23 protein-coding genes and 1 tRNA gene are annotated in these 25,775 nt (G+C 65.8%); 11 read left to right on the forward strand and 13 right to left on the reverse strand.

Annotated elements, in window-relative coordinates:
- Positions 1–20: 20 nt before the first annotated feature.
- Positions 21–3,281 (reverse strand): TonB-dependent receptor, encoded by a 3,261-nt coding sequence (locus tag LRK53_RS09635; RefSeq protein ID WP_027491768.1) that lies wholly within the window; start codon positions 3,279–3,281, stop codon positions 21–23.
- Positions 3,282–3,704: 423 nt separating this feature from the next.
- Between LRK53_RS09635 and LRK53_RS09640 the strand changes: the two genes are divergently transcribed.
- Positions 3,705–4,718: a LacI family DNA-binding transcriptional regulator gene (locus LRK53_RS09640; protein ID WP_027491769.1), complete on the forward strand. Its 1,014-nt coding sequence runs from the start codon at positions 3,705–3,707 to the stop codon at positions 4,716–4,718.
- A gap of 58 nt (positions 4,719–4,776) precedes the next feature.
- On the forward strand, positions 4,777–6,075 hold the full coding sequence (locus tag LRK53_RS09645) for an MFS transporter (RefSeq protein WP_027491770.1): 1,299 nt from the start codon (positions 4,777–4,779) through the stop codon (positions 6,073–6,075).
- A 93-nt stretch (positions 6,076–6,168) separates the two neighbouring features.
- Here the strand turns inward: LRK53_RS09645 and LRK53_RS09650 are convergent.
- Positions 6,169–6,255 (reverse strand) — tRNA-Leu (locus LRK53_RS09650).
- A gap of 257 nt (positions 6,256–6,512) precedes the next feature.
- On the opposite strand from LRK53_RS09650, the gene rnr reads away from it, so the two are divergent.
- From rnr to sugE, 4 genes are all read left to right on the forward strand, one after another.
- Positions 6,513–9,083 (forward strand): ribonuclease R, encoded by a 2,571-nt coding sequence (gene rnr / locus LRK53_RS09655; protein ID WP_235642026.1) that lies wholly within the window; start codon positions 6,513–6,515, stop codon positions 9,081–9,083.
- Positions 9,080–9,826: a 23S rRNA (guanosine(2251)-2'-O)-methyltransferase RlmB gene (gene rlmB / locus LRK53_RS09660; RefSeq protein ID WP_027491771.1), complete on the forward strand. Its 747-nt coding sequence runs from the start codon at positions 9,080–9,082 to the stop codon at positions 9,824–9,826. The genes rnr and rlmB overlap by 4 nt, the downstream gene beginning before the upstream one ends.
- The gene (locus tag LRK53_RS09665; protein WP_027491772.1) at positions 9,823–10,092 is read left to right on the forward strand and encodes a CBU_0592 family membrane protein; all 270 of its coding nucleotides are present in this window, start codon (positions 9,823–9,825) and stop codon (positions 10,090–10,092) included. The genes rlmB and LRK53_RS09665 overlap by 4 nt, the downstream gene beginning before the upstream one ends.
- 76 nt (positions 10,093–10,168) lie before the next feature.
- On the forward strand, positions 10,169–10,486 hold the full coding sequence (gene sugE, locus LRK53_RS09670; RefSeq protein ID WP_027491773.1) for a quaternary ammonium compound efflux SMR transporter SugE: 318 nt from the start codon (positions 10,169–10,171) through the stop codon (positions 10,484–10,486).
- 105 nt (positions 10,487–10,591) lie between these two features.
- On the opposite strand, the gene phoU is transcribed toward sugE, so the two are convergent.
- From phoU to rnt, 6 genes are all read right to left on the reverse strand, one after another.
- Complete coding sequence (gene phoU / locus LRK53_RS09675; protein WP_027491774.1) at positions 10,592–11,314, reverse strand: phosphate signaling complex protein PhoU; 723 nt, start codon at positions 11,312–11,314, stop codon at positions 10,592–10,594.
- 141 nt (positions 11,315–11,455) lie between these two features.
- Positions 11,456–12,265 carry a phosphate ABC transporter ATP-binding protein PstB gene (gene pstB / locus LRK53_RS09680; protein ID WP_027491775.1) on the reverse strand — a complete coding sequence of 270 codons (810 nt, stop codon included), beginning with the start codon at positions 12,263–12,265 and terminating at the stop codon, positions 11,456–11,458.
- On the reverse strand, positions 12,258–13,124 hold the full coding sequence (gene pstA / locus LRK53_RS09685; RefSeq protein ID WP_027491776.1) for a phosphate ABC transporter permease PstA: 867 nt from the start codon (positions 13,122–13,124) through the stop codon (positions 12,258–12,260). The genes pstB and pstA overlap by 8 nt, the downstream gene beginning before the upstream one ends.
- On the reverse strand, positions 13,124–14,143 hold the full coding sequence (pstC, locus tag LRK53_RS09690; protein WP_027491777.1) for a phosphate ABC transporter permease subunit PstC: 1,020 nt from the start codon (positions 14,141–14,143) through the stop codon (positions 13,124–13,126). Before pstC ends, pstA begins: the two co-directional genes overlap by 1 nt.
- A gap of 74 nt (positions 14,144–14,217) precedes the next feature.
- Positions 14,218–15,249, reverse strand: a complete 1,032-nt coding sequence (gene pstS, locus LRK53_RS09695; protein ID WP_027491778.1) for a phosphate ABC transporter substrate-binding protein PstS — start codon at positions 15,247–15,249, stop codon at positions 14,218–14,220.
- A 185-nt stretch (positions 15,250–15,434) separates the two neighbouring features.
- Positions 15,435–16,097, reverse strand: coding sequence for a ribonuclease T (gene rnt / locus LRK53_RS09700; RefSeq protein WP_027491779.1), 663 nt, complete (start codon positions 16,095–16,097; stop codon positions 15,435–15,437).
- 194 nt (positions 16,098–16,291) lie between these two features.
- Here rnt and LRK53_RS09705 point away from each other — a divergent pair, with 194 nt between their 5' ends.
- A complete protein-coding gene (locus tag LRK53_RS09705) occupies positions 16,292–17,563 on the forward strand; it encodes a porin (RefSeq protein WP_027491780.1) in 1,272 nt (423 codons plus the stop codon).
- 144 nt (positions 17,564–17,707) lie between these two features.
- On the opposite strand, the gene hflD is transcribed toward LRK53_RS09705, so the two are convergent.
- Genes hflD through LRK53_RS09720 form a run of 3 tightly spaced genes read right to left on the reverse strand, consistent with a single transcriptional unit; the run spans position 17,708 to position 19,972 of the window.
- Positions 17,708–18,331 (reverse strand): high frequency lysogenization protein HflD, encoded by a 624-nt coding sequence (hflD, locus tag LRK53_RS09710; protein WP_235642027.1) that lies wholly within the window; start codon positions 18,329–18,331, stop codon positions 17,708–17,710.
- Positions 18,332–18,341: 10 nt separating this feature from the next.
- A complete protein-coding gene (mnmA, locus tag LRK53_RS09715) occupies positions 18,342–19,490 on the reverse strand; it encodes a tRNA 2-thiouridine(34) synthase MnmA (RefSeq protein ID WP_027491781.1) in 1,149 nt (382 codons plus the stop codon).
- Positions 19,487–19,972: an NUDIX hydrolase gene (locus tag LRK53_RS09720; protein WP_027491782.1), complete on the reverse strand. Its 486-nt coding sequence runs from the start codon at positions 19,970–19,972 to the stop codon at positions 19,487–19,489. Before LRK53_RS09720 ends, mnmA begins: the two co-directional genes overlap by 4 nt.
- Before the next feature lie 117 nt (positions 19,973–20,089).
- On the opposite strand from LRK53_RS09720, the gene clpS reads away from it, so the two are divergent.
- Together clpS and clpA are read left to right on the forward strand one after the other, a co-directional pair.
- Complete coding sequence (gene clpS, locus LRK53_RS09725) at positions 20,090–20,416, forward strand: ATP-dependent Clp protease adapter ClpS (protein WP_027491783.1); 327 nt, start codon at positions 20,090–20,092, stop codon at positions 20,414–20,416.
- 66 nt (positions 20,417–20,482) lie between these two features.
- On the forward strand, positions 20,483–22,753 hold the full coding sequence (gene clpA, locus LRK53_RS09730) for an ATP-dependent Clp protease ATP-binding subunit ClpA (RefSeq protein WP_027491784.1): 2,271 nt from the start codon (positions 20,483–20,485) through the stop codon (positions 22,751–22,753).
- 100 nt (positions 22,754–22,853) lie between these two features.
- Here the strand turns inward: clpA and infA are convergent, their stop codons facing one another.
- Positions 22,854–23,072: a translation initiation factor IF-1 gene (infA, locus tag LRK53_RS09735; RefSeq protein WP_007508585.1), complete on the reverse strand. Its 219-nt coding sequence runs from the start codon at positions 23,070–23,072 to the stop codon at positions 22,854–22,856.
- A 107-nt stretch (positions 23,073–23,179) separates the two neighbouring features.
- Positions 23,180–23,455 carry a polyhydroxyalkanoic acid system family protein gene (locus LRK53_RS09740; RefSeq protein WP_027491785.1) on the reverse strand — a complete coding sequence of 92 codons (276 nt, stop codon included), beginning with the start codon at positions 23,453–23,455 and terminating at the stop codon, positions 23,180–23,182.
- 79 nt (positions 23,456–23,534) lie between these two features.
- Here LRK53_RS09740 and LRK53_RS09745 point away from each other — a divergent pair, with 79 nt between their 5' ends.
- Together LRK53_RS09745 and serC are read left to right on the forward strand one after the other, a co-directional pair.
- The gene (locus LRK53_RS09745; protein ID WP_235642028.1) at positions 23,535–24,302 is read left to right on the forward strand and encodes an FHA domain-containing protein; all 768 of its coding nucleotides are present in this window, start codon (positions 23,535–23,537) and stop codon (positions 24,300–24,302) included.
- A gap of 81 nt (positions 24,303–24,383) precedes the next feature.
- Complete coding sequence (gene serC, locus LRK53_RS09750) at positions 24,384–25,472, forward strand: 3-phosphoserine/phosphohydroxythreonine transaminase (RefSeq protein WP_027491706.1); 1,089 nt, start codon at positions 24,384–24,386, stop codon at positions 25,470–25,472.
- Positions 25,473–25,775 lie beyond the last annotated feature (303 nt).

Raw genomic sequence — 25,775 nt, forward strand, 5'->3', positions numbered from 1 at the left:
AGCCTGTTGCACGGGCCCGGTCAGAAGTCCGCGCGCAGGCTGAGGTTGTAGCGGGTGTCGTCGCGGAAGAAGCCCTTGGGCACGGTGGTGCCGTTGGTGTCGATGATCTCGCGGCTCTTGAACGTCGAGTTCAACAGGTTGGCCACCTGCAGTGCCACCTTGACGTGCGGGGTCAGCGCGTAGATCACCGAGCCGTCCAGCCGGCCCTGGGAGGCGGCCATGACCGGCAGGAACGGATAATCCGCCTCCTGGCCCGTGATCAGGAACTGCGAACGCCAGTTCCACGCCAGTCGTGCCGACAGCGGGCCTTTTTCGTAATACGCGGTGAAGTTGAAGGTATCGCGGGACAATTCGCCGGGCGGCAGCTTGAGCTGGTTGACGCACTGCGTGGCCGGCAGATACGTGGCGGGGCAGTAGTTGACCACGCCGAAGGCCAGTCCATGCGGCTTGATGTAGGTGTAGTTGGTCTGCACGCCGAAGCCGGACAGCCAACCATGCAGGAAATCGAATTTCTGCTGGTAGGCCAGCTCCGCCCCGCCCACGCTGCCCTTCTGGTCGAGGTTGGCCAGGCCCGCCGTGTACTGCTCCGGATAGGTCACGCCGTTGTTCGTCACCGTGGTGTCCACCACGTTGGTGATGTACTGGATGGTGTGGTTCAACTGCTTCCAGAACAGCATGCCGGTCAGCGAACCGGCGTTGCCGAAATACCACTCCTGGGTCAGGTCGAAATTGTGCGCCGTGATGGGCTTGAGGTACGGGTTCGTGCCGTTGTAGCCGTTGCCCACCGTCGGCTCGATGCTGCCATTGGTGCCGTAAGGCAGCAGCCCGCTGATCGACTGGCCCGCCTCCAACTGGTTGAGCGCTGGCCGGAAGATCGACTCGGAAAATGCGAAACGGGTGATGAGATCGTCCGTCCAGCCGATCGACAGATTGAAACTGGGCAGCCAGTTGCCGTAGCCGCTGCTGGCCGTTATCCGGCGGTACCCGCCGTTGGCGAAGGTCACGTATTGCTGCTGCTGCGCCGAAGTGAGCGCGCAGAACGTGCCCGGCGAGGCCGGTTGGGTGCCATTCTTCGTTACGCCCTGGCAATACTGCGGGACGCTGGCGTTGCCGAGAGCCTGCTTCATGTCCGGCAGCAGCAGGTAGCCCGCGGCATCGTCCTGGGTATGCACGTAGCGCAGGCCGATGTTGCCGCTGATTTGCAGGCCGCTCAGGAAATCCATGTTGCTGTTGCTGAAGTTCAGGCGGAGATAGGTGGCGTTGGTCTTCTCCCCGTTGGAGGAGATTTCCTGCGGCAGGTAATGCGTGCCCGGCACGAAGGTATAGCCGTACTGGTCGCGTTCGTAGTTGGTGTAGTAGGGACTCCACCAGCTCCAGCCCGGGTTGATGGCCAGCGACTGCTGGTTGATCTGCTTCATCGCGGCGACGGATTGCCAGAATTGCGATTGCGGGTTCAGGTTGAAGAAGGGCGCGACCACACCGAAATCGCCGTTGCTGAAGGCCGGCAGGTTGACGTGGTACGGGGAAACATTGCCGGGTGTGTTTGCGGCCGTGACCGCCAGACCATTCCCGCCAGCGTAGGGCGTGCTGATGTCCCAGAAGTAGCTGTATGGCGAGGAATACAGCGTTTCTTCCTGGTCGCTGTGCCGGAAGCCGAACTGGATGTTGTCCAGCGGACCCTTGTCCACGTCGAAGCTGCCGTCCAGGCGGAAGGCGCGCTGGTTGCCCCAGGATTTCTCCTGGTGATCCTGTGCTGCTGACCAATAGGTATTGTTGGGGTTGGCGAAATACTGGGCCGTCGTTTCGTTGGGATCGGGCGACAACAGTTTGATCGTGGGTACGTTGTCGCCGTGCGTGGCGACGTACCAGTTCGCCTGGGTCATCTGGCGAATGTAGTAGTAGGAATCCGAGTAATCGGAGTGGGTGTCCTGCGCGTCCAGGCTGAGGTGCAGCCGATCATTGACGTTCCACTTCAGGTTGAAGGCGTAGTCGTTGGTCACATAACGCCGCTTGAAAGCGGCGGTATCGAGCTGCGTCGGCACGCCGCCATAGGTGAACGGCAGGAAGGTCGATGCGGCCGGGTCGCCCGAGATAGTGCCGGACTGGAATACCCCGTTGGCGTCGTACACCGGCGTGGTGCCCGCCAGCGGCACGGCACAACCGGCCAGCGTCTGGCCGTTGCAACCATCCGTCGATGCCTGCAAGGTGTGCTCGAAGGTGGTTTCGGAGTCCGATGCCCGATTCCAGGTCAGCGCGGCCTGCCAGGTCTTGTCCGGGCTTTCCCATTGCAGGGCCAGTGCATGGCCGAAGCGCGTGCTGGTCTCGTCCTGGTGGCGAAGATCGCCCCCGACCGGCACGTAGCGATATTCGCCCGGCGCAAGGCCGGGAAAGGCGTCGGTTCTGCCGCCCGGCAGGTTGCAGTCATTGCAGCGCCGTTGGTAATCGACCACGGAAATCGCGTTGTCGGTCTGGTCGATGCGGTCGTAGGCCACGTTGGCGAGGAAACCGAAGCGGCCGATCCCGGTATTCCAGTTGTGGCTGAACAGGCCGGCGATCTGCGGCGTGCCCTTCTTGGCCAGGTCGCCCCAGTACCCGCCAAGGGTGATGGACGTCTGGGTATCCTTGTTGCTGTCGAAGGGCATGCGCGTGTGCAGGTCAATCGAGCCGGCGATGCCGCCTTCGATCATGTCCGCCGTCTGGTTCTTGCTCACCACCACCGAGCCGATCAGCTCGGGCGACACCGTCGAGAAATTGAGCCCCTGGCCGCCGCCGGCGGAGAACACCTCGCGGCCGTTGAACAGCGTGCTGGTGTAGGGCAGGCCCTGCAGGCTGATGTCCGAACCTTGGATCGAGAAATGGTCCGGGTCGGCGGCGACGCCGAAGGCACTGACAGCCACGCCGGGCACGCGTTGCAGGGCCTCGGTCACCGACAGGTCGGGCAGCGAGCCGGCGTCCTGCGCCGAGATGGCGTCGACCACGGTGTCGGCGTAACGCTTGATGTTCTGCGCGCGATTGAGGCTCGACGAGTAGCCGTTGACGGTCATGCCGGTGAGCTGCTTCGCCTCCTTCTCGTTCGCCGTCGTGGCAGCGTTCTTCTTTTTTGCAGCGACCTTCGAATCCTTCTTTGCGGCGGGTGCAGTCTGCGTGGTCTGGTCCGCATCCTGCGGCGCAGATTGCGCATGCGACGGGCCGGCCACGAACAGCGTCATCGCGATCGCGATGGGCAGCAGGCGCAGTTGACTGGCGCCGCCTGCAAGCGGATGCACGGATTGCTTCTTCACTTCGATATCTCCCCGGTTTTCAGTGAACGCTCGGCCAACGCAGTTCCGCCCCTCGACCTCGGTTTCTTCCGCCAGCCGTCCAGACCCCAGACCATCGCCCGCCGTCGTCGGCCAGGTACAACCCCGCATGCCTTCGTAGCCGGCGGGTGGAAGTTGCAGTCGCATGGACGGCTGGCGGCGGAGCCACCACAGGGCGCTTCGCGAACCACAGTCGACGGAGACTTCCCCCCTCCCTCCCTGCGTTGCGCCCCCGCACGACGAACTTCTGGACCCGTCGCAAGCTAATCAAATGTACCAGCGCTGTCAATAGAAAATACTAGCGCTGGTACTTTTGTACGAAATTACTGAAAATCCGAATGGTTGTGCGCGTTCCACTTGGGGTAGCATGGAACGCTGCAAACCATACGGGGGCGGGATCTGCAGATGCCTGCGAGAATCGAAGACGTCGCTGCGCATGCCGGCGTATCCACCAAGACGGTATCCCGCGTGCTGAACGGCAATCCGAGCGTGCGTGCCAGGTTGCGCACGCGGATCGAGGCCTCGATCCGTGCGCTCAACTACGTGCCGAATGCGTCGGCGCGCAGCCTGGCGGGGAACCGCTCGTACCTGGTCGCCTTGCTGTACGACAACCCGATGGCCGGTTCCAGCTACACCATGGAGCTGATCGTGGGCGTGCTGCAAGCGTGCAAGGGGACACCGTACAACGCGGTGCTGCATCCGTTCGACGCAGCGGACGACCTGGCCGCGCGGATCGACGGCTTCGTGGCCACGCACCGGCCGGACGCGCTGGTGCTGGTGCCGCCGCATGCGAACAACGCGAAGCTGCTGCAACGCCTCGACGAGCTGGACATTCCCTACGCGACGATCTCCTCCCGCCTGCACCAGTCACGCATCGACGTCGGTTTCGACGAGCGCAGGGCGGCCGCCGAGATCGTCGAGCACCTGATTTCGCTCGGGCACCGGCGCATCGGCCACGTCGCCGGGCTACAGGGGCACGGCGCCCGCATCTGGCGGCTCGCCGGCTATCGCGACGCGCTGCGCCGGGCCGACATCGCTTTCGACGAGTCGCTGGTGGTGGACGGGGATTTCGCCTTCGCGTCGGGGGCGGCGGGTGCCCGGGCGCTGCTCGACCAGCGGCGCCCGCCCACGGCGATCTTCGCGGCGAACGACGACATGGCCTGCGGCGTGATGCGCGAGGCCTACGAACGCGGACTGTCGATTCCCGACGATCTGTCGGTATGCGGCTTCGACGGCACACCGGTATCGCAGTTGATCTCGCCCGGCCTGACCACGGTGCACCAGCCATGCCGCGAGCTCGGCTGCCTTGCCGTGCAAAGCGTGCTGCAGTCGATCCGCGATGCCTCCGCACCCCAGCAGGCACGGGTGCCCTACGAGGTGCACTTGCGCGCATCCACGGCCGCGCCCCGGAAACCGTAATATCCGTCCAGCACCGGCGCAGGAGACCTGGCGCGCGGATCGACGAAGCGGAGGGGCGGTGATCGACGACGAGGCCGGAGTGGTGATGCGCGGGCTACCCATGCCCGTCGGTGCATGCGCGGGTGAGGCGCCACCAGTGCGCCGTGCCGGCTGGCCGTTCATCGCGATCTACGGCATGGCCTACATGGGTCTGTGGATGGCGCTGCTGCCGCCCATCCTGGTGGGTCTGGCAATGCGTGTGAGCGAGATTACCCCGGCGCACGCGACGGGCAGCCTGTCGCTGGTGGTGGGCGTGGGGGCGCTGATTGCGCTGTTCGGCAACCCGTTCTTCGGCAGCCTCTCGGATCGCACGACCTCGCGCTTCGGCATGCGACGGCCCTGGCTGATTGCCGGCGCCGCGGGGGGAGTAGTCGGGTTGGCGGTCGTCGCGATGGCCGTGTCGGTTCCGCAACTGCTGCTGGGCTGGTGCATCACGCAACTTGCCTACAATGCGCAGTTGGCCGCGCTGACTGCAATCCTCGCCGATCAGATTCCAGCGTCACAGCGCGGCATGGTATCCGGCATCGTGGGTGTCAGCCTGCCGGTGGGTATGGTGGGCGGCACCTATCTGGTGGAGCTCCTTGCGTATTCCGCGCTGGCCATCTTTCTGGTGCCAGCGGTGATCGCCTTGGCCGGCGCATTCCTCCTGGCTTGGGTATTGCCCGACCATCATCTGGCTGCAATGCAGCGGCCGCGTTACGGGTGGCGCGAATTCCTGGGCAGCTTCTGGATCAATCCGCTGCGTTTCCCCGACTTCGCCTGGGCATGGGGCAGCCGTTTCCTGCTCTATGCCGGTGTCGCGCTGCTGATGACCTACCAGGAGTTCTATCTGATCCATCAGTTGGGCTGCGCCCCGGCTGCTGTGCCGCGGTGGATCTTTCTGTCGACCCTGGTGCAATCCGGTGCGGTAGCAGTCGCCAGTGTCGTGGGCGGCGGGCTGTCGGATGCCCGCGGGCGGCGCAAGGCTTTCGTCTGCGGTACGGCACTGATCTATGCGCTGGCCTTGTTGATGATCGCCTTTGCCACTTCGTACACCTATTTCCTCGTAGCCATGGCGATCACCGGCATCGCGCAGGGGGGATACCTGGCCGCGGATCTGGCGCTGGTGACCGATGTGTTGCCAGAACGAGAAACACATGCAGCCAGGAATCTTGGCATCTTCAACATCGCCAACGTCATGCCGCAGTCGCTGATGCCGGCAATTGCACCGGGCATCCTTTTGGCGAGCGGCGGGAGTTATACCGCCCTGTTCACCATGGCAGCGGCCCTCGTTGCGCTTGGAGCCTGGGCCATCCTGCCGGTGCGCGGCGCGCGCTGAAGATGGCCAACTTGTGTACCAAGCGTGGACCAAGCGCTCGAACGACCCCCTGAAAAGACGAAAGCCCGCATTGCTGCGGGCTTCGTTTACAATTGGTGCCCAGGAGAGGACTCGAACCTCCACGGAGTTGCCCCCGCTAGCACCTGAAGCTAGTGCGTCTACCAATTCCGCCACCTGGGCAGGTGTCACACCGCTCACCGAGCTGCGTGAGCCGCGTAATTTAGGCATCTGTCGGCGGCTTGTCAACACTTTTCACATCCATTCGCTGCGACGTGGCATGCTCCGCGGCGCAAACATCACAAGGACCTTGAGTGACCAGAAAAACTCCCCCCCGTTCCGGCCATCCCCAGGACTCGCGTGCCGCAAAGAAGCCCGCCAAACAAGCGCCGCGAGTCACCACTGCACCCGACAAGCGCAACAAGGCTGCCGCAGGCGCCGTGCGCGATCCCCATGCCGATCGCGAGGCGCGGCGTTATGCGCGCCCGATCCCCAGCCGCGAGGCGATCCTCGCCCTGCTCGAACAGCGTGGCGAATTGCTGACTGAGGCGCGCATCGCCGAGGCGCTGGACATCCACGATGAAACCGACCTGGAGGCGTTGCGCAAACGGCTCGCTGCGATGGTGCGCGACGGTCAGCTGCTGCTGGGCCGGCGCGGTGGCTACGCGCCCACGCAGAAGCTGGACCTGATCGCCGGCGTGGTGCTGGCCAATGCCGAGGGCTATGGCTTCCTGCGCCCGGACGAGGGCGGCGACGACCTGTACCTGTCGCCGCAGCAGATGCGCGCGGTGATGCACGGCGATCGCGTGCTGGCCAGCGTGGTCGGCATCGACCGCCGCGGTCGCCGGCAGGGCGCGATCGCCGAGGTGCTGCAGCGCCGTTCGCCGCGGCTGGTCGGCCGGGTGGTGATCGACAACGGCGTGACCCTGGTGACGCCGGACGACCGCCGCCTGAACCAGGACGTGATGATCAAGCCCGGCCGCGAGCTGGGCGCGCGCTCCGGCCAGATCGTGGTGGCCGAGATCACCGACCCGCCGACCCTGCAGCGCGGCCCGATCGGCGAGATCCGCACGGTGCTGGGCGAGCGCCTGCAGCCGTCGCTGGTGGTGGAGATGGCGATCGCCAGCCACGACCTGCCGCACGAATGGCCGGCCGAGGTGCTGCGCGACGCGGCGCAGGTGGAACCGGCGGTGACCGCCGCCGAGCGCGAGGGCCGCACCGACCTGCGCCAGCTGCCGCTGGTGACCATCGACGGCGCCGACGCGCGCGACTTCGACGACGCGGTATACGCCGAACCCAGGCGTGGCGGCGGCTGGCGCCTGATCGTGGCGATCGCCGACGTCTCGCATTACGTGCAGGTCGGCAACGCGCTGGACAAGGAAGCGTTCGAGCGCAGCACCTCCACCTACTTCCCCGGCTTCGTGGTGCCGATGCTGCCGGAGACGCTGTCCAACGGCATCTGCTCGCTGAACCCGAGCGTCGAGCGACTGTGCATGGTCTGCGAGATGCTGGTCGACACCGAGGGCAACGTGACCAAGTCGAAGTTCTACGACGCGGTGATGCTGTCGCATGCACGGCTGACCTACGACAAGGTGTGGCAGGCGGTGGGCCTGCGCGAACCGGACGCGCGCCACGAGGTGGCCGATGTGCTGCCGCAGCTGGAGCACCTGCATGCGCTGTACAAGGCGATGGCGGGCCAGCGCAAGCGCCGCGGCGCGATCGACTTCGAGACGCCGGAGGTGAAGTTCCGTCTCGACCAGACCGGTGGGGTCGAATCGATGGGCGCCACCGAGCGCAACGACGCGCACAAGCTGATCGAGGAATGCATGATCGCCGCCAACGTGCAGGCGGCGCTGTTCCTGGAGAAGAAGAAAATTCCCGCGCTGTTCCGCGCGCATGAGCCGCCGCCGGCGGAGAAGTACGAAGACCTGCAGCAGTTCCTGCGCGAGTTCAAGCTGCGCATGCCGCCGGTCGACGAGGTGACGCCGGCGGACTTCGCCGAAATCCTGGCGCTGGTGCAGGAGCGCCCCGAGCGCGAGCTGATCCAGAGCGTGCTGCTGCGTGCGCAGAGCATGGCGGCGTACCAGCCGGACAACCGCGGCCACTTCGGCCTGGCGCTGCAGGCGTACGCGCACTTCACCTCGCCGATCCGCCGCTACCCCGACCTGCTGGTGCATCGCGCGATCCGCTACGCGCTGAGCGGGGGCAAGCCTTCCGACTACACCTATACGTCCGCCGAGATGGCGGCGATGGCGATCCACTGTTCGCAGCGCGAGCGCCGCGCCGAGGAGGCCGAGCGCGACGTGGACGAGCGCTTCAAGTGCGCGTGGATGGAAAAGCACATCGGCAGCGAGTTCGACGGCGTGGTCACCGGCGTCACCTCGTTCGGCCTGTTCGTGGAACTGGACGAGTCGAAGGTATCCGGCCTGGTGCACATCAGCCAGCTGATGAACGACTACTACCACTTCGATGCCACCCGCAAGTTGCTCAAGGGCGAGCGCACCGGCGCGCAGTTCCGCCTCGGTGACCACGTGCGGATCAAGGTGCTGCGCGCCAGCCTGGAAGACCGCAAGATCGACTTCCGGCTAGTCTCGCCGCGCACGCCGGCCGCACCGCCGGCCGGCAGCGGCAAGGCCTACGACTATGCCGCCGCGGGCGAGCGTTACTCACTGCCGAAGAAGGCCGCCGCTACGGCCAAGGCACCGGGCATGTTCGGTCGGGCGGCCAAGGCGATCGGCCGCGCGTTTGGTCGCAAGGAGGTCGAGGTCGCTGCACCGCCGGCGCCGGCCCCGCGCAAGGCCGCGATGAGTGATCATCCGCCGCCGCGTGCAGCGGCGGCAACGCGCCAGCAGGCGGGTGGTGGGCAGCAGCAGGGCCGCAAGGTCGAGCCGTCATCCGACCGTCGTCCGCGCAAAGGCGATTCCGCCAAACGCGGGCCGGTCCCCGCTGCCGCCCCGCAGACGCCGAAGAAACACGCTGGCCGCAAATCGAAACCGAAAGGCAAGTCATGAGCGAGAGCTGGATCGTCGGCATCAATCCGGTGGAAGGCGCGTTGAGCAACGACGCCGAGCGCGTGCGCGAGGTGCTGGTGGAGAACGGCCAGCGCAATGCCCGCGTGCTGGAGCTGGCCGAGCGTGCGCAGAAGCTGAAGATCCCGGTGCAGCATCGTCCGCGCGACGAGCTGGACCGGCTGGCCGGTGAGGCCCGCCACCAGGGCGTGGCCGCGCGCTATGAAGCGGCGCCCGCGGCGCATGAGAGCGACCTGCCCGGCCTGCTGGAGCGCGACGGCAGCGACGCGCTGGTGCTGGTGCTCGACGGCGTCACTGACCCGCACAACCTCGGCGCCTGCCTGCGCAGCGCGGCGGCGGCGAAGGTCACCGCGGTGATCGTGCCGAAGGATCGCGCGGTGGGCTTGACACCGGTGGTGCGCCGGGCCTCGGCCGGCGGTGCCGACCGCGTGCCGCTGATCGCGGTGACCAACCTGGCGCGCACGTTGCGCGAACTGAAGGACGCCGGCGTGTGGATCACCGGCCTGGCCGGCGACACCGACACCACCGTCTACGGCGTGGACTTCCAGGGACCGGTGGCGCTGGTGCTGGGCAGCGAAGGCGAGGGCCTGCGCCGACTGACCCGCGAGTTGTGCGATTTCGTGGCGAAGATCCCCATGCCGGGCACGATGGAAAGTCTCAACGTCTCCGTCGCCACCGGCGTCGCGCTGTTCGAGGCCCTGCGCCAGCGTGGAGCGAAAAGATGAATTTTTTCTGGTACGACTGGGCCGGCTATCTCGGCGTGGCGCTGGTGCTGCTGGCGTTCTTCCTGTTGCAGGAGCGCAAGTTGCAGGGCAGTGGCCTGGTCTACCAGTTGATGAATGTGCTGGGCGCGATCGGCGTGATGCTGTCGCTGGGCTTCGGCAACTTCAATCTGGCGGCGTTCATCATGCAGGTGGCGTGGTTGCTGATCGGCAGCTACGGCATCGTGCGTGGCATCAAGCGTCGACGCGAGGCTCGCGAGTTGCCGTAGCGGCGGCGTGCGCAGGGACGACCCTGTGCGCTTTCCCATTGCGGGGACGGCCCTGCCGCACACAGAGGAACACCACATGGCGTGGATCTATCTGCTGCTGGCCGGCCTGTTCGAAGTGGTCTGGGCTATCGGCCTCAAGTACACCGAAGGTTTTACCCGGTTGTGGCCCACGGTCGGCACATTGGCGGCGATGGCGGTCAGCATCGTGCTGCTGGCGATGGCGGTGAAGACGCTGCCGATCGGTACCGCCTATGCGATCTGGACCGGCATCGGCGCGGTCGGCGCAGTGGTGCTGGGCATCATGCTGTTCGGCGACCCGACCACGCTGCCGCGGCTGCTGTGCGTGGCGCTGATCGTGGTCGGCATCGTCGGCCTCAAGCTTACCGCCGGCTAGCTGAAGAACAGTAGGGCGGGCACCGTCCGCCGCTCTCGCGGAAATCATTCAACTGCAAAAGCCGGCGGGCGGTGCCCGCCCTACGGAGCGGCGTGCGTTCCCGGTTCACTCGCCGAGCTTGGTGGTTTCCGGGCTCGAGGTAAGGTCGCGCTTGCTGCGCTGCTTGTCCAGCGGCTCGCCAGTGACCTGGAACCACACGTTCTCGGCGATGTTGGTGGCGTGGTCGCCGATGCGCTCGATGTTCTTGGCCATGAACAGCAGGTGGGTGCACGGCGTGATGTTGCGCGGGTCTTCCATCATGTAGGTGAGCAGCTGACGAAAGTAGCCGGTATAGGCCTCGTCCAGCACCACGTCGTCCTTCCACACCTGGTAGGCGCGTTCGGCATCGCGGTCGCGGTAGGCCACCAGTACCTGTCGCACTTCGGCTGCAGCCAGCGCGGCCAACTGGTGCAGGCCGCCGACCGGAGCCACCGGCGCCACCATCGACAGCGGGATCGAGCGCTTGGCGACGTTGGCGGCGTAGTCGCCGATGCGTTCGATGTCCGAGGCAATGCGCAGCGCTGCGTACACGTTGCGCAGGTCGCTGGCCATCGGCGCGCGCAGCGCCAGCAGGCGCACCACGTCGTGGCCGATTTCCTGTTCCAGCTGGTCGATCGCGTCGTCGTTGCCGACCACGCGCTGGGCGGCGCGCTCGTCGCGCCGCTCGAGCACGTCGATGGCCGCCTCAAGCTGCGTCACCGCCAGTTCGCCCATGCGCACGATCTCGCCGGTGAGCCGGGCCAGTTCGCTGTCGTAACTCTTGATGATGTGGTCGGTGCCGGTGTTCATGTATGCCTCGTGTCTTGTCCCTTCTCCCTCTGGGAGAAGGTGCCCGAAGGGCGGATGAGGGTGCGGGCGGAGCGGGGTGCTGATGCTCCGCCCGAACCCTCACCCCAACCCTCTCCCAGAGGGAGAGGGGTTTTCAGTCAATCAGCCGAAGCGCCCGGTGATGTAGTCCTCGGTCTGCTTCTTGCCCGGTTTGGTGAAGATCTTCTCGGTCTCGTCGAACTCGATCAGCTCGCCAAGGTACATGAAGGCGGTGAGGTCGGAGACGCGCGCCGCCTGCTGCATGTTGTGGGTGACAATGACGATGGTGAACTGGCTTTTCAACTCTTCCACCAATTGCTCGATGCGGCTGGTGGCGATCGGGTCGAGTGCCGAGGTGGGTTCGTCCAGCAGCAGCACTTCCGGCCGCAGCGCGATCGCGCGGGCGATGCACAGGCGCTGCTGCTGGCCGCCGGACAGGCCGAGCGCGTTCTGCTTGAGCTTGTCCTTCACCTCGTCCCACAGCGCGGCGCTGCGCATGGCCTGTTCCACGCGGCCTTCCATGTCCGGCTTCGACAGCCTCTCGTGATGGCGGATGCCGTAGGCGACGTTCTCGAAGATCGTCATCGGGAACGGCACCGGCTTCTGAAACACCATGCCGACCTTGCTGCGCAGGCGGTTCAGCGAGTAGCCGGGATCCAGGATGTTCTCGCCGTCCAGTTCGATCGAACCTTTCGCCTCCTGCTTCGGGTAGATCGCGTAGATGCGGTTGAAGATGCGCAGCAGGGTCGATTTGCCGCAACCGGACGGGCCGATGATTGCGGTGACCTGCTTCTCCGGAATGTCCATGCTGATGTTTTTCAGCGCCTGGAACCCGCCGTAGTAGAAGTTCAGGTCGCGCACGATGAGCTTGGGTGCGACGGCTGCTGCCGCCGCCACCGGCGCGGGATTCGTGGCGAGGGCGGAATCAGTCATGGGATACCTTGTTGCGGGAAAGGATCAGGCGCGAGGCCAGACTCAGCAGCAGCACGAACATGGTGACCACGAACGCGCCGGCCCAGGCCAGGGCGTGCATGGCGTCGCCCGGGTCGTTGGCGTACTGGTAGATGATCTGCGGCAGGCTGGACATCTTGTCCATCGGGTTGAACGCCATGTAATTGTTGCCGAACGCGGTGAACAAGAGCGGCGCGGTCTCGCCGCTGATCCGCGCCAGCGCCAGCAGCACGCCGGTGATGATGCCCGAGCGCGCGGCGCGGATCAGGATCTGCAAGGTCAGCTTCCACTGCGGCACGCCCAGCGACAGCGCCGCCTCGCGCAGCGTGGATGGCACCAGCCGCAGCATCTCGTCGGTGGTGCGCACGATCACCGGCAGCGCGATCAGCGCCAGCGCCACGCCGCCGGCGAAACCGGAGAAGGTGGTCTTGCCGTGGGTGAGGGCGGTGCTCGGCAGCACGATGATGGTGTAGACGAACAGACCCATCACGATCGACGGCGCCGACAGCAGGATGTCGTTGAGGAAGCGGATTGATTCGCCCAGCCGGGTGCGGTTCGCGTATTCGGCCAGCCAGGTGCCGGCCAGCACGCCGATCGGGGTGGCGAGGCCGATGCCGATGAAGTTGATGATCAAGCTGCCGGCCATCGAGTTCAGCAGGCCGCCGTCCTCGCCATAGGCGGTGACCTTGGTGAACAGCTTCAGGTCCAGCGCGCCGATGCCCTGGCGCAGGGTTTCCCACAGGATCCAGGCGAGGAAGGCCAGGCCGACCAGGGTGGCCAGCATGCTCAACGACATGGCGACCGCGTTGGTGACGCGGCGGCGCAGGTACAGCGCGCTCATCAGCGTCCCTCCTTGCTGGCCAGCCGGCGCAGCATTAGCCGCGCGATCAGCAGCACGATGAAGGTGACCACGAACAGCAGGAAGGCCAGCGCCATCAGCGCGGACTTCTGCAAGCCGACCGCCTCGCTGAACTGGTTGGCGATGGTCGAGGCGATCGAGGCGCCCGGATCGAGCAGCGACGCCGACAGGTGCATCGCATTGCCCAGCACGAAGGTCACCGCCATGGTCTCGCCCAGCGCGCGGCCGAGGCCGAGGAAGATGCCGCCGATCACCGCCGAGCGGGTATATGGCAGCACGATGTCCCACGATACTTCCCAAGTGCTGGAGCCAAGCGCATAGGCCGACTCCTTCAATCGTGTCGGTACGGTCTGGAACACCTCGCGCATCACCGAGGAGATGAACGGGATGACCATGATCGCCAGCACGATGCCGGCCACCAGGATGCTGGCGCCGAACGGGTAGTCGCTGCCGAACAGCTTGCCGATCAACGGCACGTGTTCGGCCACCCACGACAGCTTGCCGTCGTCGGGCTTGTTGCCGAGGTTGCTGGTCAGCCACGGCTTGATGTGGTCGGCGAAGAACGGGGCGAAGATGAACAGGCCCCACATGCCGTAGATGATCGAGGGAATGCCGGCCAGCAGTTCGATCGCCGAGGCGACCGGCGTACGCAGCCAGGTCGGCGCGACCTCGGAAAGATAGACCGCTATGCCGAAACTGATCGGCACCGCGATCAGCAGCGCGATGAACGAGGTGACGACCGTGCCGTAGACCGGCACCAGCGCGCCGTAGACCTCATTGCCCGGATCCCACTCCGCACTGACCAGGAAGTGCCAGCCGAACGCGCTGAACGCGTCGCGGCCACCCCACAGCGTGGCGCCGGCGGCGCCGAGCAGGGAGGCCAGCACGAGCAGCGCACAGCCCTTCAACAGCCAGCGGAACAGCTGCTCGTGGCGGGCATCGCGACGGCTGCGCTGTTCCAGGATGTCGGGAGCCGGGATGGCCGTTTCGGTCGCTGGCATGAGGATCCAGTAGTGCGGATAAAAACTTGAAATCCCCCGCCGACAGGATCGGCGGGGGATTTCGTTTCACGGCATCAATGCTTGAACTCGGACGCCCAGTACGCTTCGATCTGGCTGACCAGCGAGGCCGGCAGCGGTACGTAATCCAGTTCGCTGGCAGCCTGCTGGCCGTGTTCCAGCGCGGACTTGAAGAAGTCGAAGGCGACCTTGCTGTTGCCGGCGTTCTTCGGCGACTTGTACATGATCATCCAGGTGGTGGCGGTGATCGGCCACGCCTGCTTGCCCGGTGCATTGGTCATGATCAGGTTGAAGTCCTTGGCGCTGGTCCAGTCCGCCGTGGCGGCGGCGGCGGCGAAGGCATCGGCGCTCGGCTTCATGAAGTTGCCGCTGGCGTTCTTCAGGTCGACCCAGGCAAGCTTGTTTTTCACCGCATAGGCGTATTCGACGTAACCGATCGAGCCCTTGATCTGGCGTACGTACTGCGACACGCCTTCATTGCCCTTGCCACCCACGCCGGTCGGCCATTCCACAGCGGTGCCGAACTTCACCTGGCTGGCCCACTCCGGGCTGACCTTGGACAGGTAGTTGGTGAAGTTGAACGAGGTGCCCGAGCCGTCCGAGCGGTGCACCACGGTGATCTTGCCGGCCGGCAGGGCCAGGCCGGCGTTCAGCGCGGCGATCTTCGGATCGTTCCAGTTCTTGATCTTGCCCAGGAAGATGTCAGCCAGGGTGGCGCCGTCCAGCTTGATCTGGTCGGCCTGCACGCCGGAGATGTTGACCACCGGCACGATGCCGCCGACGACGATCGGGAACTGGCCCAGGCCGAATTTCTTCAGGTCCTCAGCCTTCATCGGCGCGTCGGAGGCGCCGAAATCGATGGTGCCTTCCTTGATCTGCGCGATACCCGCGCCGGAACCGACCGACTGGTAGTTCAGGTGGTTGCCGGTCTTCTCGGCGTACGCCGCCGACCACTTGGACATGACCGGGTAGACGAAGCTGGAGCCGGCACCGGTAATGTCGGTGGCGTGCGCGGCTGCGCCGAAGGTCGAGGCCACGGCAAGCGCGGCCACGGCAGCGAAGCGAAGTGGAGTTTTGTTGATGGTCAACACGGTAGCTCCTTGGAGGGAAGTCGGATGCGACCCCACCATTTCAGGCTTTTCGTGTTGCCATTGGATGAAATGAATGTTGCAGGCATATGACAAACTGTCACATGGCCGTTTCATGCGGGCTGAGCCTGGCATTCGGCGACGCACGACGGCCGCAGCCGGTGGTGGCGCGCCTGCACGACGGATCAGGCGGCGTCGAGGCCGCTGCGGGCCTGCTCGAACAGTTCCAACTGGCGCCAGCGGTTGACCACGCTGCAGAACAGTTCGGCGGTGCGCTCGGCGTCATACACCGCCGAGTGTGCCTCGCGGCTGTCGAACGCGTGGCCGGCGGCCAGCACCGCCTTGCTCAGCACGGTCTGGCCGTAGGCGAGGCCGCCGAGGCTGACCGTATCGAAGCAGCTGAACGGGTGGAACGGATTGCGCTTGTGGCCGCAACGACGCACCGCCTGGTTCAGGAAGCCGAGGTCGAACGCGGCGTTGTGGCCGACCAGGATCGCCCGCTGGCAGCCGGCCGCGCGCACCGCCTCGCGCACTACATGGAAGATATGGTCCAGCGCCTGCCTCTCGGCCAGCGCCCCGCGCAGCGGGTTGGTCGGGTCGATGCCGGTGATCTCCAGCGAACGCGGGTCCAGATTGGCGCCTGAAAACGGCTCCACGTGCGTGGATACGGTGGGCTGCGACCGCAGGTAGCCACCTTCGTCCATGGTCAAGGGCACCGCGGCGATCTCCAGCAGGGCGTCATGCTCGGCATCGAAGCCGCCGGTTTCCACGTCAATCACCACCGGCAGGAAACCGCGAAACCGCTCAGCCATGCGCGGTGCGGTAATGTTGTTGCTGGGAATATCCATCGACGAAGCATATCAGCCGCATCATGCGGCATGAGATGCGCACTTTCCTGCGGTGTCGTGGTGCTGTCTTTGATTTGTCATCAAATCTGCACCCAACCGTAAAATTCCCGGGTCAGAATTGTTAACCAATCGCTAGCCAGCCATCGGATCGAGGGGGCGATCGAGATGCTTTCCACCCACTTGCGGAGAATCACATGCGTTCCAAACTGATTGCGGTGGCGATTGCCGCCGGCCTAGGCCTCACCAGTGTTGCAGCTTCCGCGGCGCCGGCGCAGAGGGCGCCGGCGCAGAGCAGGACGGCCGCCGCCAACAATGGCGAGATCGAACAGCTGAAGGCACAACTGGCCGCGCTGCAGTCCAAGGTGGACGAACTGGAACAGCGCACCGACGCCCAGTCCGAGATCAACGTCAGCACCGGCCAGGCGGTGGAGAAGGCCACCAATGTGACGGCGGCCAGCGACAAGAAGCTCGCCGCGCTGTCGAAGGCGATCAACAACACCACGCTGTCGGGCAAGATGTTCTTCGACTTCACCAGCATCGACGACAAGAACAGCGACAAGGGCAAGAGCGACAAGTCCGGCATCGGCATGGACGTGAAGCGCTTCTACCTCGGTATCGACCACCAGTTCAACGATATCTGGTCGGCCAACCTGACCACCGATTTCAACTATGTCAGCAACGATGGCCAGACCAACCTGTTCGTCAAGAAGGCCTACGTGCAGGGCAAGTTCGACCAGGCTGCGGTATTCCGCATCGGTTCGAGCGACTTGCCATGGATCCCGTTCGTCGAGAAGTACTACGGCTTCCGCTACGTCGAGAACGTCCTGACCGACCGTCTGAAGTACGGCACCTCGGCCGACTGGGGCCTGCACCTGGGTGGCGACATCGGCGCCAGCAAGTCGCTCAACTATGCGGTGTCGGTGGTCAACGGCAACGGCTACAAGAACCCGGGCCGCAGCAAGGGCGTGGATTTCGAAGGCCGCGTCGGCTTCGTGCCGTTCGAGAACATGATCGTGGCGGTCGGCGGCTACAGCGGCCATCGCGGCCAGGAGACCGAGAACATCGATGCGCAGCATACCGCCACGCGCGGCGACTTCATGGTGGCCTATGCCAGCAAGGACTTCCGCGTCGGTGCCGAGTACTTCACCGCGAAGAACTGGAACAACGTGCGCACCCTGTCTTCGGACAAGGCCGACGGCTACTCGCTCTGGGGCAGCGTGGCGGTGGCTGACAACGTGAACATCTTCGCCCGCTACGACAATGCCAAGCTCAGCAAGAGCCTGGATCGCGATGCCAAGGACAGCTATTACAACGCCGGCGTCGAGTACCAGGTGACCAAGGGCTTCAAGCTGGCCGGCGTGTGGAAGCACGGCAAGGTCGAAAAGTCGGTCACCACCCCGGTGCCGCCGCACGTGCAGAACACCAAGACCAACGAGATCGGCGTGTTCGGCGAAGTGTCATTCTGATGCCATGCCACTGACACGTGCAGGCGACACGCTGCCTGCACGGGTTGAGTGACGGACGGTCTATCGCAAGGGAGTTCCACCCAGGGAAGGAAAACGGCGGGCATCAGCCCGCCGTTTGCTTTTCCGCCGTCGGGCGGACCGTGGTCAGCGATGGTCCAGCGTGGCCCCAGTCAGCAGGCCGCGGGCCAGCATGCTGCACTGGCGCCGGTACAGCAGCAGCTGCCACTGGCGCCCGCCGAGTTGCCGCCACAGCACCGCCGAGCGCACGGCGGCGAGCAGGTTCGTGCGCACCTTTTCCACCACGGCGGTCTGCTGCAATTGCTGCGGGTTGCCGCTGACCATCACGCGCGGCTTGAGGATCGACAGGGTCGATGCGTAGACCTCGGCCAGCCGGCTGCTGACCTGGCTGGAATCCTGGCCGAAATGCTCGACCTGCCGCTGGGCGGCGATAATTCCCTGCTGCAGTTTCTCCAGCAGGTCCGCGCGCGATGACAGGCTGCGCTCCAGCCGCATCACGGTCACCGTCATGCGCGTCACCGACATGTCCGGGGTGCTTTCGTCCAGTTGCGCAATCAGCGTGCGCAGGCCGAGCCGCACGTTCGAGATGTTGCCGTACACGCCGACCACCGAAGGCGCGTCGATGCGAAACACGCTGGCCACGCTGGCCTCCATCGCGGCTTCGTCGCAGCGCCCCTCGTTGGCCAGCTGCTGCGCCAGTGCACAGGCCTGGAATAGGCCGGCGAGGGCGAGCACGCGCTCTTCGGTCATGGAAAAAGTTTCAAACACGAGCTTGCGATTCTCCTGCGGGATGCGTGGGGAAGGATTGGAATGGCGGCAGCAGGCTGCCGTAGGGCGCGTCGGTGGCGGCGATCACCGCGCCGCCGAGGCAGACCTCGCCATCGTAGAGGACCACCGATTGCCCGGGGGTGACGGCACGCTGGGGTTCGTCGAAGCGTACCTCAAGTCCGTCGTCGGTCACCCCGACCTCGCAGGCCTGGTCGGCCTGGCGGTAGCGGGTACGCGCGGTGCAGCGGAAATGGGTGGCCGGCGCGGCGCCGGCAATCCAGCTGGGCAGCTCCGAGCGCAGCCGGCGTGAATACAACCAGCGGTTCTCGCCGCCCTGGGCCACGTACAGCACGTTCGCCGCCACGTCCTTGCCGACCACGTACCACGCCTCGCCGCCGGCGCCGTGGCGGCCGCCGATGCCCAGCCCGTTGCGCTGGCCCAGCGTGTAGTACATGGCGCCCTGGTGTTCGCCGACCAGCTCGCCGGCGGGCGTGCGCATCTCGCCTGGGCGAGCGGGGATGTACTGGGCCAGAAAGCCGCGGAAATCGCGCTCGCCGATGAAGCAGATACCGGTGGAGTCCTTCTTCGCGTGGGTAGGCAGCCCCGCCGCGCGGGCCATCTCGCGCACACGGGGCTTCTCGATCCCGCCCAGCGGGAACAGCGTGGCGGCCAGCTGCTGCTGACCCAGTGCGTGCAGGAAATAGCTCTGGTCCTTGGCCGCATCCACCGCGCGCAGCAGCCGGTAGCGGCCGTCCTTGCAGTCGACGCGGGCGTAGTGGCCGGTGGCGATCTTCTCGGCACCGAGCGTGCGGGCCTCATCCAGGAAGGTCTTGAACTTGATCTCACGATTGCACAGCACGTCCGGGTTCGGCGTGCGCCCGGCGCGGTACTCGGCGAGGAAGTGTTCGAACACGCCGTCCCAGTATTCCGCGGCGAAGTTGCGTGTGTGGAACGGGATGCCGAGCCGGCCGCATACGGCCACGGCATCCTTGCGGTCGGCATCGGTCGTGCAGGGGCCGCTGCGCTCGTCCTCCTCCCAGTTCTGCATGAACAGGCCTTCCACCTGGTAGCCGGCCTGCTGCAGCAGCAGGGCCGCCACCGAGGAGTCGACGCCACCGGAGATGCCCAGCATCACCTTCACGATGCGCTGCCTGCGGGGAAGTGGCTCAGCACATCCAGCGGCAGCCGCTGGCCGGACAGCCACAGGTCGATGCTCTGCAGGATCATCGGGCTGCGCAGGCGCTCGCCCAGGGCGGCGATCTCGGCCCGGGTCAGCCACACGGCGCGGCGGATGTCGGTGTCCAGCGCACGCTGCGGGTCGTGGCTGAGCGCACGCGCGGCGAAGCTGAAGCGGACCACCACGTCGCCGTGCTCGGTGCTGCGCCACTGGTGCACGCCGATCAGGTGCTGCAGTTGCACCGTCCAGCCGGTTTCCTCCAGCGTCTCGCGCAGGGCGGCCGCGGCGAGGCTTTCGCCGTCTTCCAGATGGCCGGCCGGCTGGTTCCAGGCAGGCCGGCCGTTGACCTCTTCCTCGACCATCAGGAACCGCCCGCCGTCGGCCACCACGCAGGCGACGGTGACGTGCGGGCGCCAGACTTCGGCAGGGGCGAGGGCGGCGGGCATGCGGGAACGTGGGGCTGGAAAAAGCGTCATTGTGCCATCACCTCTGCCATCGCACCGCGACAGGTGGACGCACCGTCGCAGCGTATACTCCCAGCCAGAAACACGATGCCGGAAAACATGGTCCATCAACCCGACAACGAGCAGGACAGCGGCCGCGGCCTGGCGCTGGAAACCGCCAAGCCCGAGGTGGCGCGACCCCCACTGTTCCAGGTACTGCTGCTGAACGACGACTTCACCCCGATGGACTTCGTGGTCGAGGTGCTGCGTACCTTCTTCAACCTGGATCAGGAACAGGCGGTGCAGGTGATGCTGCACGTCCATACGCGCGGACGGGGCGTATGCGGTGTATTTACCCGCGAAGTGGCCGAAACCAAGGTAACCCACGTCAACGAATATTCACGCTCCCATCAACACCCGTTGCTGTGCACTATGGAAAAGCTTTGAGCGACCCCATTTTGTGCTCATCGCGGCGCTGAAGGCCGCTCAACATTGCAAGCGGAGATGATCCGAATGTTCAGCAAGGATCTGGAAGTCACCATCGGCCACTGCTACAAGCGGGCCCGTGAACAGCGCCATGAATTCATGACGGTGGAGCACCTGCTGCTGGCGCTGACCGAGAACCAGTCGGCGCTGGGCGCCCTGCGCGCCTGCGGTGCGGACCTGCCGCGGCTGTCGGCCGATCTGGAACGCATCATCAACGAGACCGTGCCGGTGCTGCCGCCCGGCGATGAGCGCGACACGCAACCGACGCTAGGCTTCCAGCGCGTGTTGCAGCGCGCCGTTTACCACGTGCAATCCTCCGGCCGCAAGGAAGTCACCGGCGCCAACGTGCTGGTGGCGATCTTCGGCGAGAAGGATTCGCACGCGGTGTACTTCATGCACCAGCAGGAGATCACCCGGCTCGACGTGGTCAACTACATCTCGCACGGCATCGCCAAGATCGGCGACGAGCCGGCGGCCGGCGTGTCCGGCGGCGAGCGCGAGGGCGAGGAGGGCGGCGAGCCGAAGGGCAACCCGCTGCACGAGTTCGCCAGCAACCTCAACGAGCTGGCGCTGGAAGGCAAGATCGACCCGCTGATCGGCCGCGCCGACGAGATCGAGCGCACCATCCAGGTGCTGTGCCGCCGGCGCAAGAACAACCCGCTGTACGTGGGCGAGGCCGGCGTGGGCAAGACCGCGCTGGCCGAGGGCCTGGCCAAGCGCATCGTCGACGGCGAGGTACCGGAAGTGCTGGAAAGCGCCACCATCTGGTCGCTCGACCTGGGCGCGCTGGTGGCCGGCACCAAGTACCGCGGCGACTTCGAGAAGCGCCTGAAGGGCGTGATCGCGCAGCTGAAGAAGCAGCCGGGCGCGATCCTGTTCATCGACGAGATCCACACCATCATCGGCGCCGGCTCGGCGTCGGGCGGCACCATGGACGCGTCGAACCTGATCAAGCCGATGCTCGCTTCCGGCGAGCTGCGCTGCATCGGTTCGACCACGTTCCAGGAATACCGCGGCGTGTTCGAGAAGGATCGCGCGCTGGCCCGCCGCTTCCAGAAGATCGACGTGGTCGAGCCGACCGTGGCCGACAGCATCGAGATCCTCAAGGGCCTGCGCTCGCGCTTCGAGGAACATCACCACGTGGCGTACACCAACGAGGCGCTGAAGGCGGCGGTGGACCTGTCGGTGAAGCACATCCCCGACCGGCTGCTGCCGGACAAGGCGATCGACGTGATCGACGAGGCCGGTGCCCGCCAGCGGCTGCTGCCGGAAGACCAGCGCACCGGCAAGGTCGACGTGGGCGAGGTCGAGTACATCGTGGCGAAGATGGCGCGAATCCCGGCCAAGCAGGTGTCGGCCTCGGACCGCGACGTGCTGCGCAACCTCGAGCGCAACCTGAAGATGGTGGTGTTCGGCCAGGATCCGGCGATCGAGGCGCTGGCTGCGTCGATCAAGATGGCCCGCTCGGGCCTGGCCGATCCGTCCAAGCCGATCGGCTGCTTCCTGCTGGCCGGCCCCACCGGCGTGGGCAAGACCGAGGTGACCAAGCAGTTGGCGATGCAGCTGGGCATCGAGATGATCCGCTTCGACATGTCCGAGTACATGGAGGCGCACTCGGTGTCGCGGCTGGTCGGCGCGCCTCCGGGCTACGTCGGCTTCGACCAGGGCGGCCTGCTGACCGAGGCGGTCACCAAGCATCCGCACGCGGTGCTGCTGCTGGACGAGATCGAGAAGGCGCACCCGGACGTGTTCAACATCCTGCTGCAGGTGATGGACCGCGGCGTGCTGACCGACACCAACGGCCGCGAGGCGAACTTCAAGAACGTGGTGGTGGTGATGACCACCAACGCGGGTGCGGCGATCGCCGCACGACGCAGCATGGGCTTCGTCGAGCAAAAGCACGAATCGGATGCGATGGAAGTGATCCGCCGCATCTTCACCCCGGAGTTCCGCAACCGGCTGGACGCGATCATCCAGTTCGGTGCGCTCGACTTCGAGCACATTCTGCGCGTGGTCGACAAGTTCCTGATCGAGCTGGAAAGCCAGCTGACCGAGAAGCGGGTGAGCCTGGACGTGGGCGCCGATGCCCGCCGCTGGCTGGCCGAGCACGGCTTCGACCCGCAGATGGGCGCGCGACCGATGGCGCGGGTGATCCAGGAAAAGGTGAAGCGCGCGCTGGCCGACGAGCTGCTGTTCGGCAAGCTGGCCGAGGGCGGCGTGGTCCGCCTGAGCGTGGCCGATGGCGAGCTGAAGGTCGACTGCAAGGCGGCGGAGAAGCTGCCGGCCGTGGTCGAGTAAACCGGGAAGCGGGGCAAAGCAAAGGCGGCGCATGGGCGCCGCCTTTGTCATGTCCGCTGCCGTCGCCTCGCGGGCGCGGCAGCCGGCAACACCGCCGCGCTTACTTCATGCGGTAGGTGATGCGGCCCTTGCTCAGGTCGTACGGGGTCATTTCGATCTTGACCTTGTCGCCGGTAAGGATGCGGATGTAGTGCTTGCGCATGCGACCGGAAATGTGGGCGATGATGACGTGCCCGTTTTCCAATTGCACACGAAACATGGTGTTCGGCAGGGTCTCCTGGACCGTGCCTTCCATTTCGATGACGTCGTCTTTGGCCATGTGTTCCGGGGTTCACGCGCAGCCGTCATGGCTGCGTAAGCCGTCGATTATGCCACGGATGGGGGCATGGTCAAAGAATCATCAGCGCCGGCCCGGGGCGATGGAGGTCAGGTGAAATGCTCGTCCAGCTTGCGCTGGATCTCCTGTTCGATCATGCCTTTCAGCGGCCCCAGCAGCAGGCCCAGCTCGGCCTTGACCTGGATCGTCTCCTTGCCCACGGCGATCGAGCCGCTGACGCCGGGGCGGGAAAACAGCAAGGTGTCGTCCAGCCAGCGCCCATCCATGCCGAACTTCTCGCGCATGCGCGCGGCCACCAGGTCGACCACGGCGCGGGCCTCGGCGATCGGCAACTGGTGCGGGCGGCGGATATCGATCTTGGGCATGGCGGGCTCCTGGCAAAGACGCATCTTAATGCGATGTGGCCGCATGCTAGAGTCTCGCGGTCCATCGACCGGTTGATCCATGCGTATCGAATTTCCCCATGCGGCCCGCGAGGATTTCCATTGGGTGCAGCCGCAGTTGCGCATCGGCAGCGCGCCGGACAACGATCTCGTGCTGGCCGCCAGCCAGGCGGCGCCGCAGCACCTGCGTATCCAGCAGGATCGCCGCGGCTGGGTGCTGCAGGTGCTGCCGTCGGCCGACCGCATCTACGTCAACGCGCGGCCGGTGCGCGAGCGCGCCTTGCTCCGCGCCGGCGACGTGGTCAGCGTGGGCGACTGCCGCCTGCTGTTGCGCGATGACGAGGACCCCGCCCAACGCCCGTTGCTGAACGTGCCCGCGCAGGGCCGTTGCACTGTGGCCCTGCGCGCCGTGGCCGGCCCGCTGTCGGGCCGGGTGCTGCCGTTGCAGGACAGCCTGACGTTCGGGCCGCACGGCAATTGTCCGCTGGAGTTGCCGCAGGGTGGTGTCGTGGCGCTGCGGATTTTCTGGGAAGGCGGTCAGCTGTGGCTGGAGACCACCCGCTCGTGCGAGCAGCACCCGTTGCGGGTGAACGGTGTGGTGGCGCAGAAGCTGGCTTTGCACCCCGGCGACCAGATCGGCGTGGCGATGCACCGCTTCGTGCTCGACGGGCCGGGCATGGAGCCGGAGCCGGAGATCGTGCTGGCCGAACCGTTGCCGCCGCACCTGCCGGAAGAGTCGGCCGGCCCGAGCGGCGAAGTGTGGTGGCTGATCGTCACCGCCGCCGTGCTGGCACTGGGCATCGCGCTGGTGCTGCTGATCCGCTTCTGACGACGGGTTGCGGTAGTTGACGGCGTCATGCTGCGCCGCGCCATAATGCGCAAAACACCTTTCGACAGGACGCAGCCGCACGTGAGCAGAGTCTGGAACTTCAGCGCCGGTCCGGCGGCGTTGCCGCTGGCGGTACTCGAACGCGCCCAGCGCGACATGCTGGACTGGAACGGCAGCGGCGCTTCGGTGATGGAGCAGTCGCACCGCGGCAAGCGCTTCATCGCGATGGCCGCGCAGGCCGAAGCCGATCTGCGCGAGCTGATGGGGATACCGGGCGACTACGCCGTGTTGTTCCTGCAGGGCGGCGCCACCCAGCACTTCGCGCAGATCCCGATGAACCTGGCGGGCGAGGGCGACAGCGCCGACTACGTCGTCAGCGGCCACTGGAGCGCCAAGGCAGTCAGCGAAGCCAAACCCTACCTGCGGGTCAACGTGGCGGCCAGCAGTGAGGCGGACGACTATTTGAAGCTGCCGTCGCGCGAGCACTGGCGACTCGACCCAAACGCCGCCTACGTGCACTACACACCGAACGAGACCATCCACGGCGTCGAGTTCCACACCGTTCCCGACGTCGGCGGCACGGTGCCGCTGGTGGCCGACTTCTCCTCGAACATCCTGTCCGAGCCGCTGGACGTGCGCCGTTTCGGGCTGGTCTACGCCGGTGCGCAGAAGAACATCGGCCCGTCCGGCCTGGTGCTGATGATCGTGCGCCGCGATCTGCTGCAGCGGGCCGGCCGGCCAATGGCGCGGATCTTCCGCTACGCCGAGCACGCCGCCGCCGACTCGATGCTCAACACGCCGAACACCTGGGGCTGGTACGTGGCCGGGCTGACCTTCCAGTGGCTGAAGGAACAGGGCGGGCTGGGCGCGATGGCCGAGCGCAACCGGGCCAAGGCCGAACTGCTGTACCGGACCATCGACGGCTCCGGCGGCTATTACCGCAACCCGGTCGAACTGTCCGCGCGCTCGCGCATGAACGTGCGCTTCACCCTGCACGACGCTGCGCTGGACGCGGCGTTCCTGCAGGAGTCGGAAGCGGCCGGCCTGATCGCGCTGAAGGGCCACAAGGCGCTGGGCGGCATGCGTGCCTCGCTGTACAACGCGGTGCCGCTGGAGGCAGTCGAGGCGCTGGTGGCGTTCATGCGGGACTTCGCGCAGCGGCACGGCTGAGAGGTTGTGATTTTTTCAACCTCTCAGACCGGCCACGGCGAGGGCATAGCGAGGGCATGGATGCCCGAGTTGAGGCAACGCAGGAGCAGTTGCCCGATGCCCGAGTTGAGGCAGCGCAGGAGCGGCTGCCCGAGGGCCGGACATGAAACAGTCACGCCAGTGACTGTTTCATGTGAGCGAGTCCGGGCGTGTACCGGACTCGCGACTGAAGAAAACCACAGGAGGTGGTTTTCTTCACAAGCGCTGAGCGGACGCGGACGATGTTTTACGGCAAGATGCCGCTTCATCATTTGGACTTCCATC

Origin of the sequence: Rhodanobacter thiooxydans (assembly GCF_021545845.1) — a bacterium.
Classification (GTDB): domain Bacteria; phylum Pseudomonadota; class Gammaproteobacteria; order Xanthomonadales; family Rhodanobacteraceae; genus Rhodanobacter.

Bases quoted from the DNA above. Each gene is read 5' to 3' on its own strand.
- clpS (WP_027491783.1), top strand. From the start codon at position 20,090: ATGGTCCATCAACCCGACAACGAGCAGGACAGCGGCCGCGGCCTGGCG.
- LRK53_RS09665 (WP_027491772.1), top strand. From the start codon at position 9,823: ATGAATTTTTTCTGGTACGACTGGGCCGGCTATCTCGGCGTGGCGCTG.
- rnt (WP_027491779.1), bottom strand. From the start codon at position 16,097: ATGGATATTCCCAGCAACAACATTACCGCACCGCGCATGGCTGAGCGG.
- pstA (WP_027491776.1), bottom strand. From the start codon at position 13,124: ATGAGCGCGCTGTACCTGCGCCGCCGCGTCACCAACGCGGTCGCCATG.
- clpA (WP_027491784.1), top strand. From the start codon at position 20,483: ATGTTCAGCAAGGATCTGGAAGTCACCATCGGCCACTGCTACAAGCGG.
- sugE (WP_027491773.1), top strand. From the start codon at position 10,169: ATGGCGTGGATCTATCTGCTGCTGGCCGGCCTGTTCGAAGTGGTCTGG.
- LRK53_RS09745 (WP_235642028.1), top strand. From the start codon at position 23,535: ATGCGTATCGAATTTCCCCATGCGGCCCGCGAGGATTTCCATTGGGTG.
- LRK53_RS09640 (WP_027491769.1), top strand. From the start codon at position 3,705: ATGCCTGCGAGAATCGAAGACGTCGCTGCGCATGCCGGCGTATCCACC.
- rlmB (WP_027491771.1), top strand. From the start codon at position 9,080: ATGAGCGAGAGCTGGATCGTCGGCATCAATCCGGTGGAAGGCGCGTTG.
- hflD (WP_235642027.1), bottom strand. From the start codon at position 18,331: ATGACCGAAGAGCGCGTGCTCGCCCTCGCCGGCCTATTCCAGGCCTGT.
- LRK53_RS09740 (WP_027491785.1), bottom strand. From the start codon at position 23,455: ATGCCCAAGATCGATATCCGCCGCCCGCACCAGTTGCCGATCGCCGAG.
- infA (WP_007508585.1), bottom strand. From the start codon at position 23,072: ATGGCCAAAGACGACGTCATCGAAATGGAAGGCACGGTCCAGGAGACC.
- LRK53_RS09720 (WP_027491782.1), bottom strand. From the start codon at position 19,972: ATGCCCGCCGCCCTCGCCCCTGCCGAAGTCTGGCGCCCGCACGTCACC.
- pstB (WP_027491775.1), bottom strand. From the start codon at position 12,265: ATGACTGATTCCGCCCTCGCCACGAATCCCGCGCCGGTGGCGGCGGCA.
- pstC (WP_027491777.1), bottom strand. From the start codon at position 14,143: ATGCCAGCGACCGAAACGGCCATCCCGGCTCCCGACATCCTGGAACAG.
- LRK53_RS09705 (WP_027491780.1), top strand. From the start codon at position 16,292: ATGCGTTCCAAACTGATTGCGGTGGCGATTGCCGCCGGCCTAGGCCTC.
- phoU (WP_027491774.1), bottom strand. From the start codon at position 11,314: ATGAACACCGGCACCGACCACATCATCAAGAGTTACGACAGCGAACTG.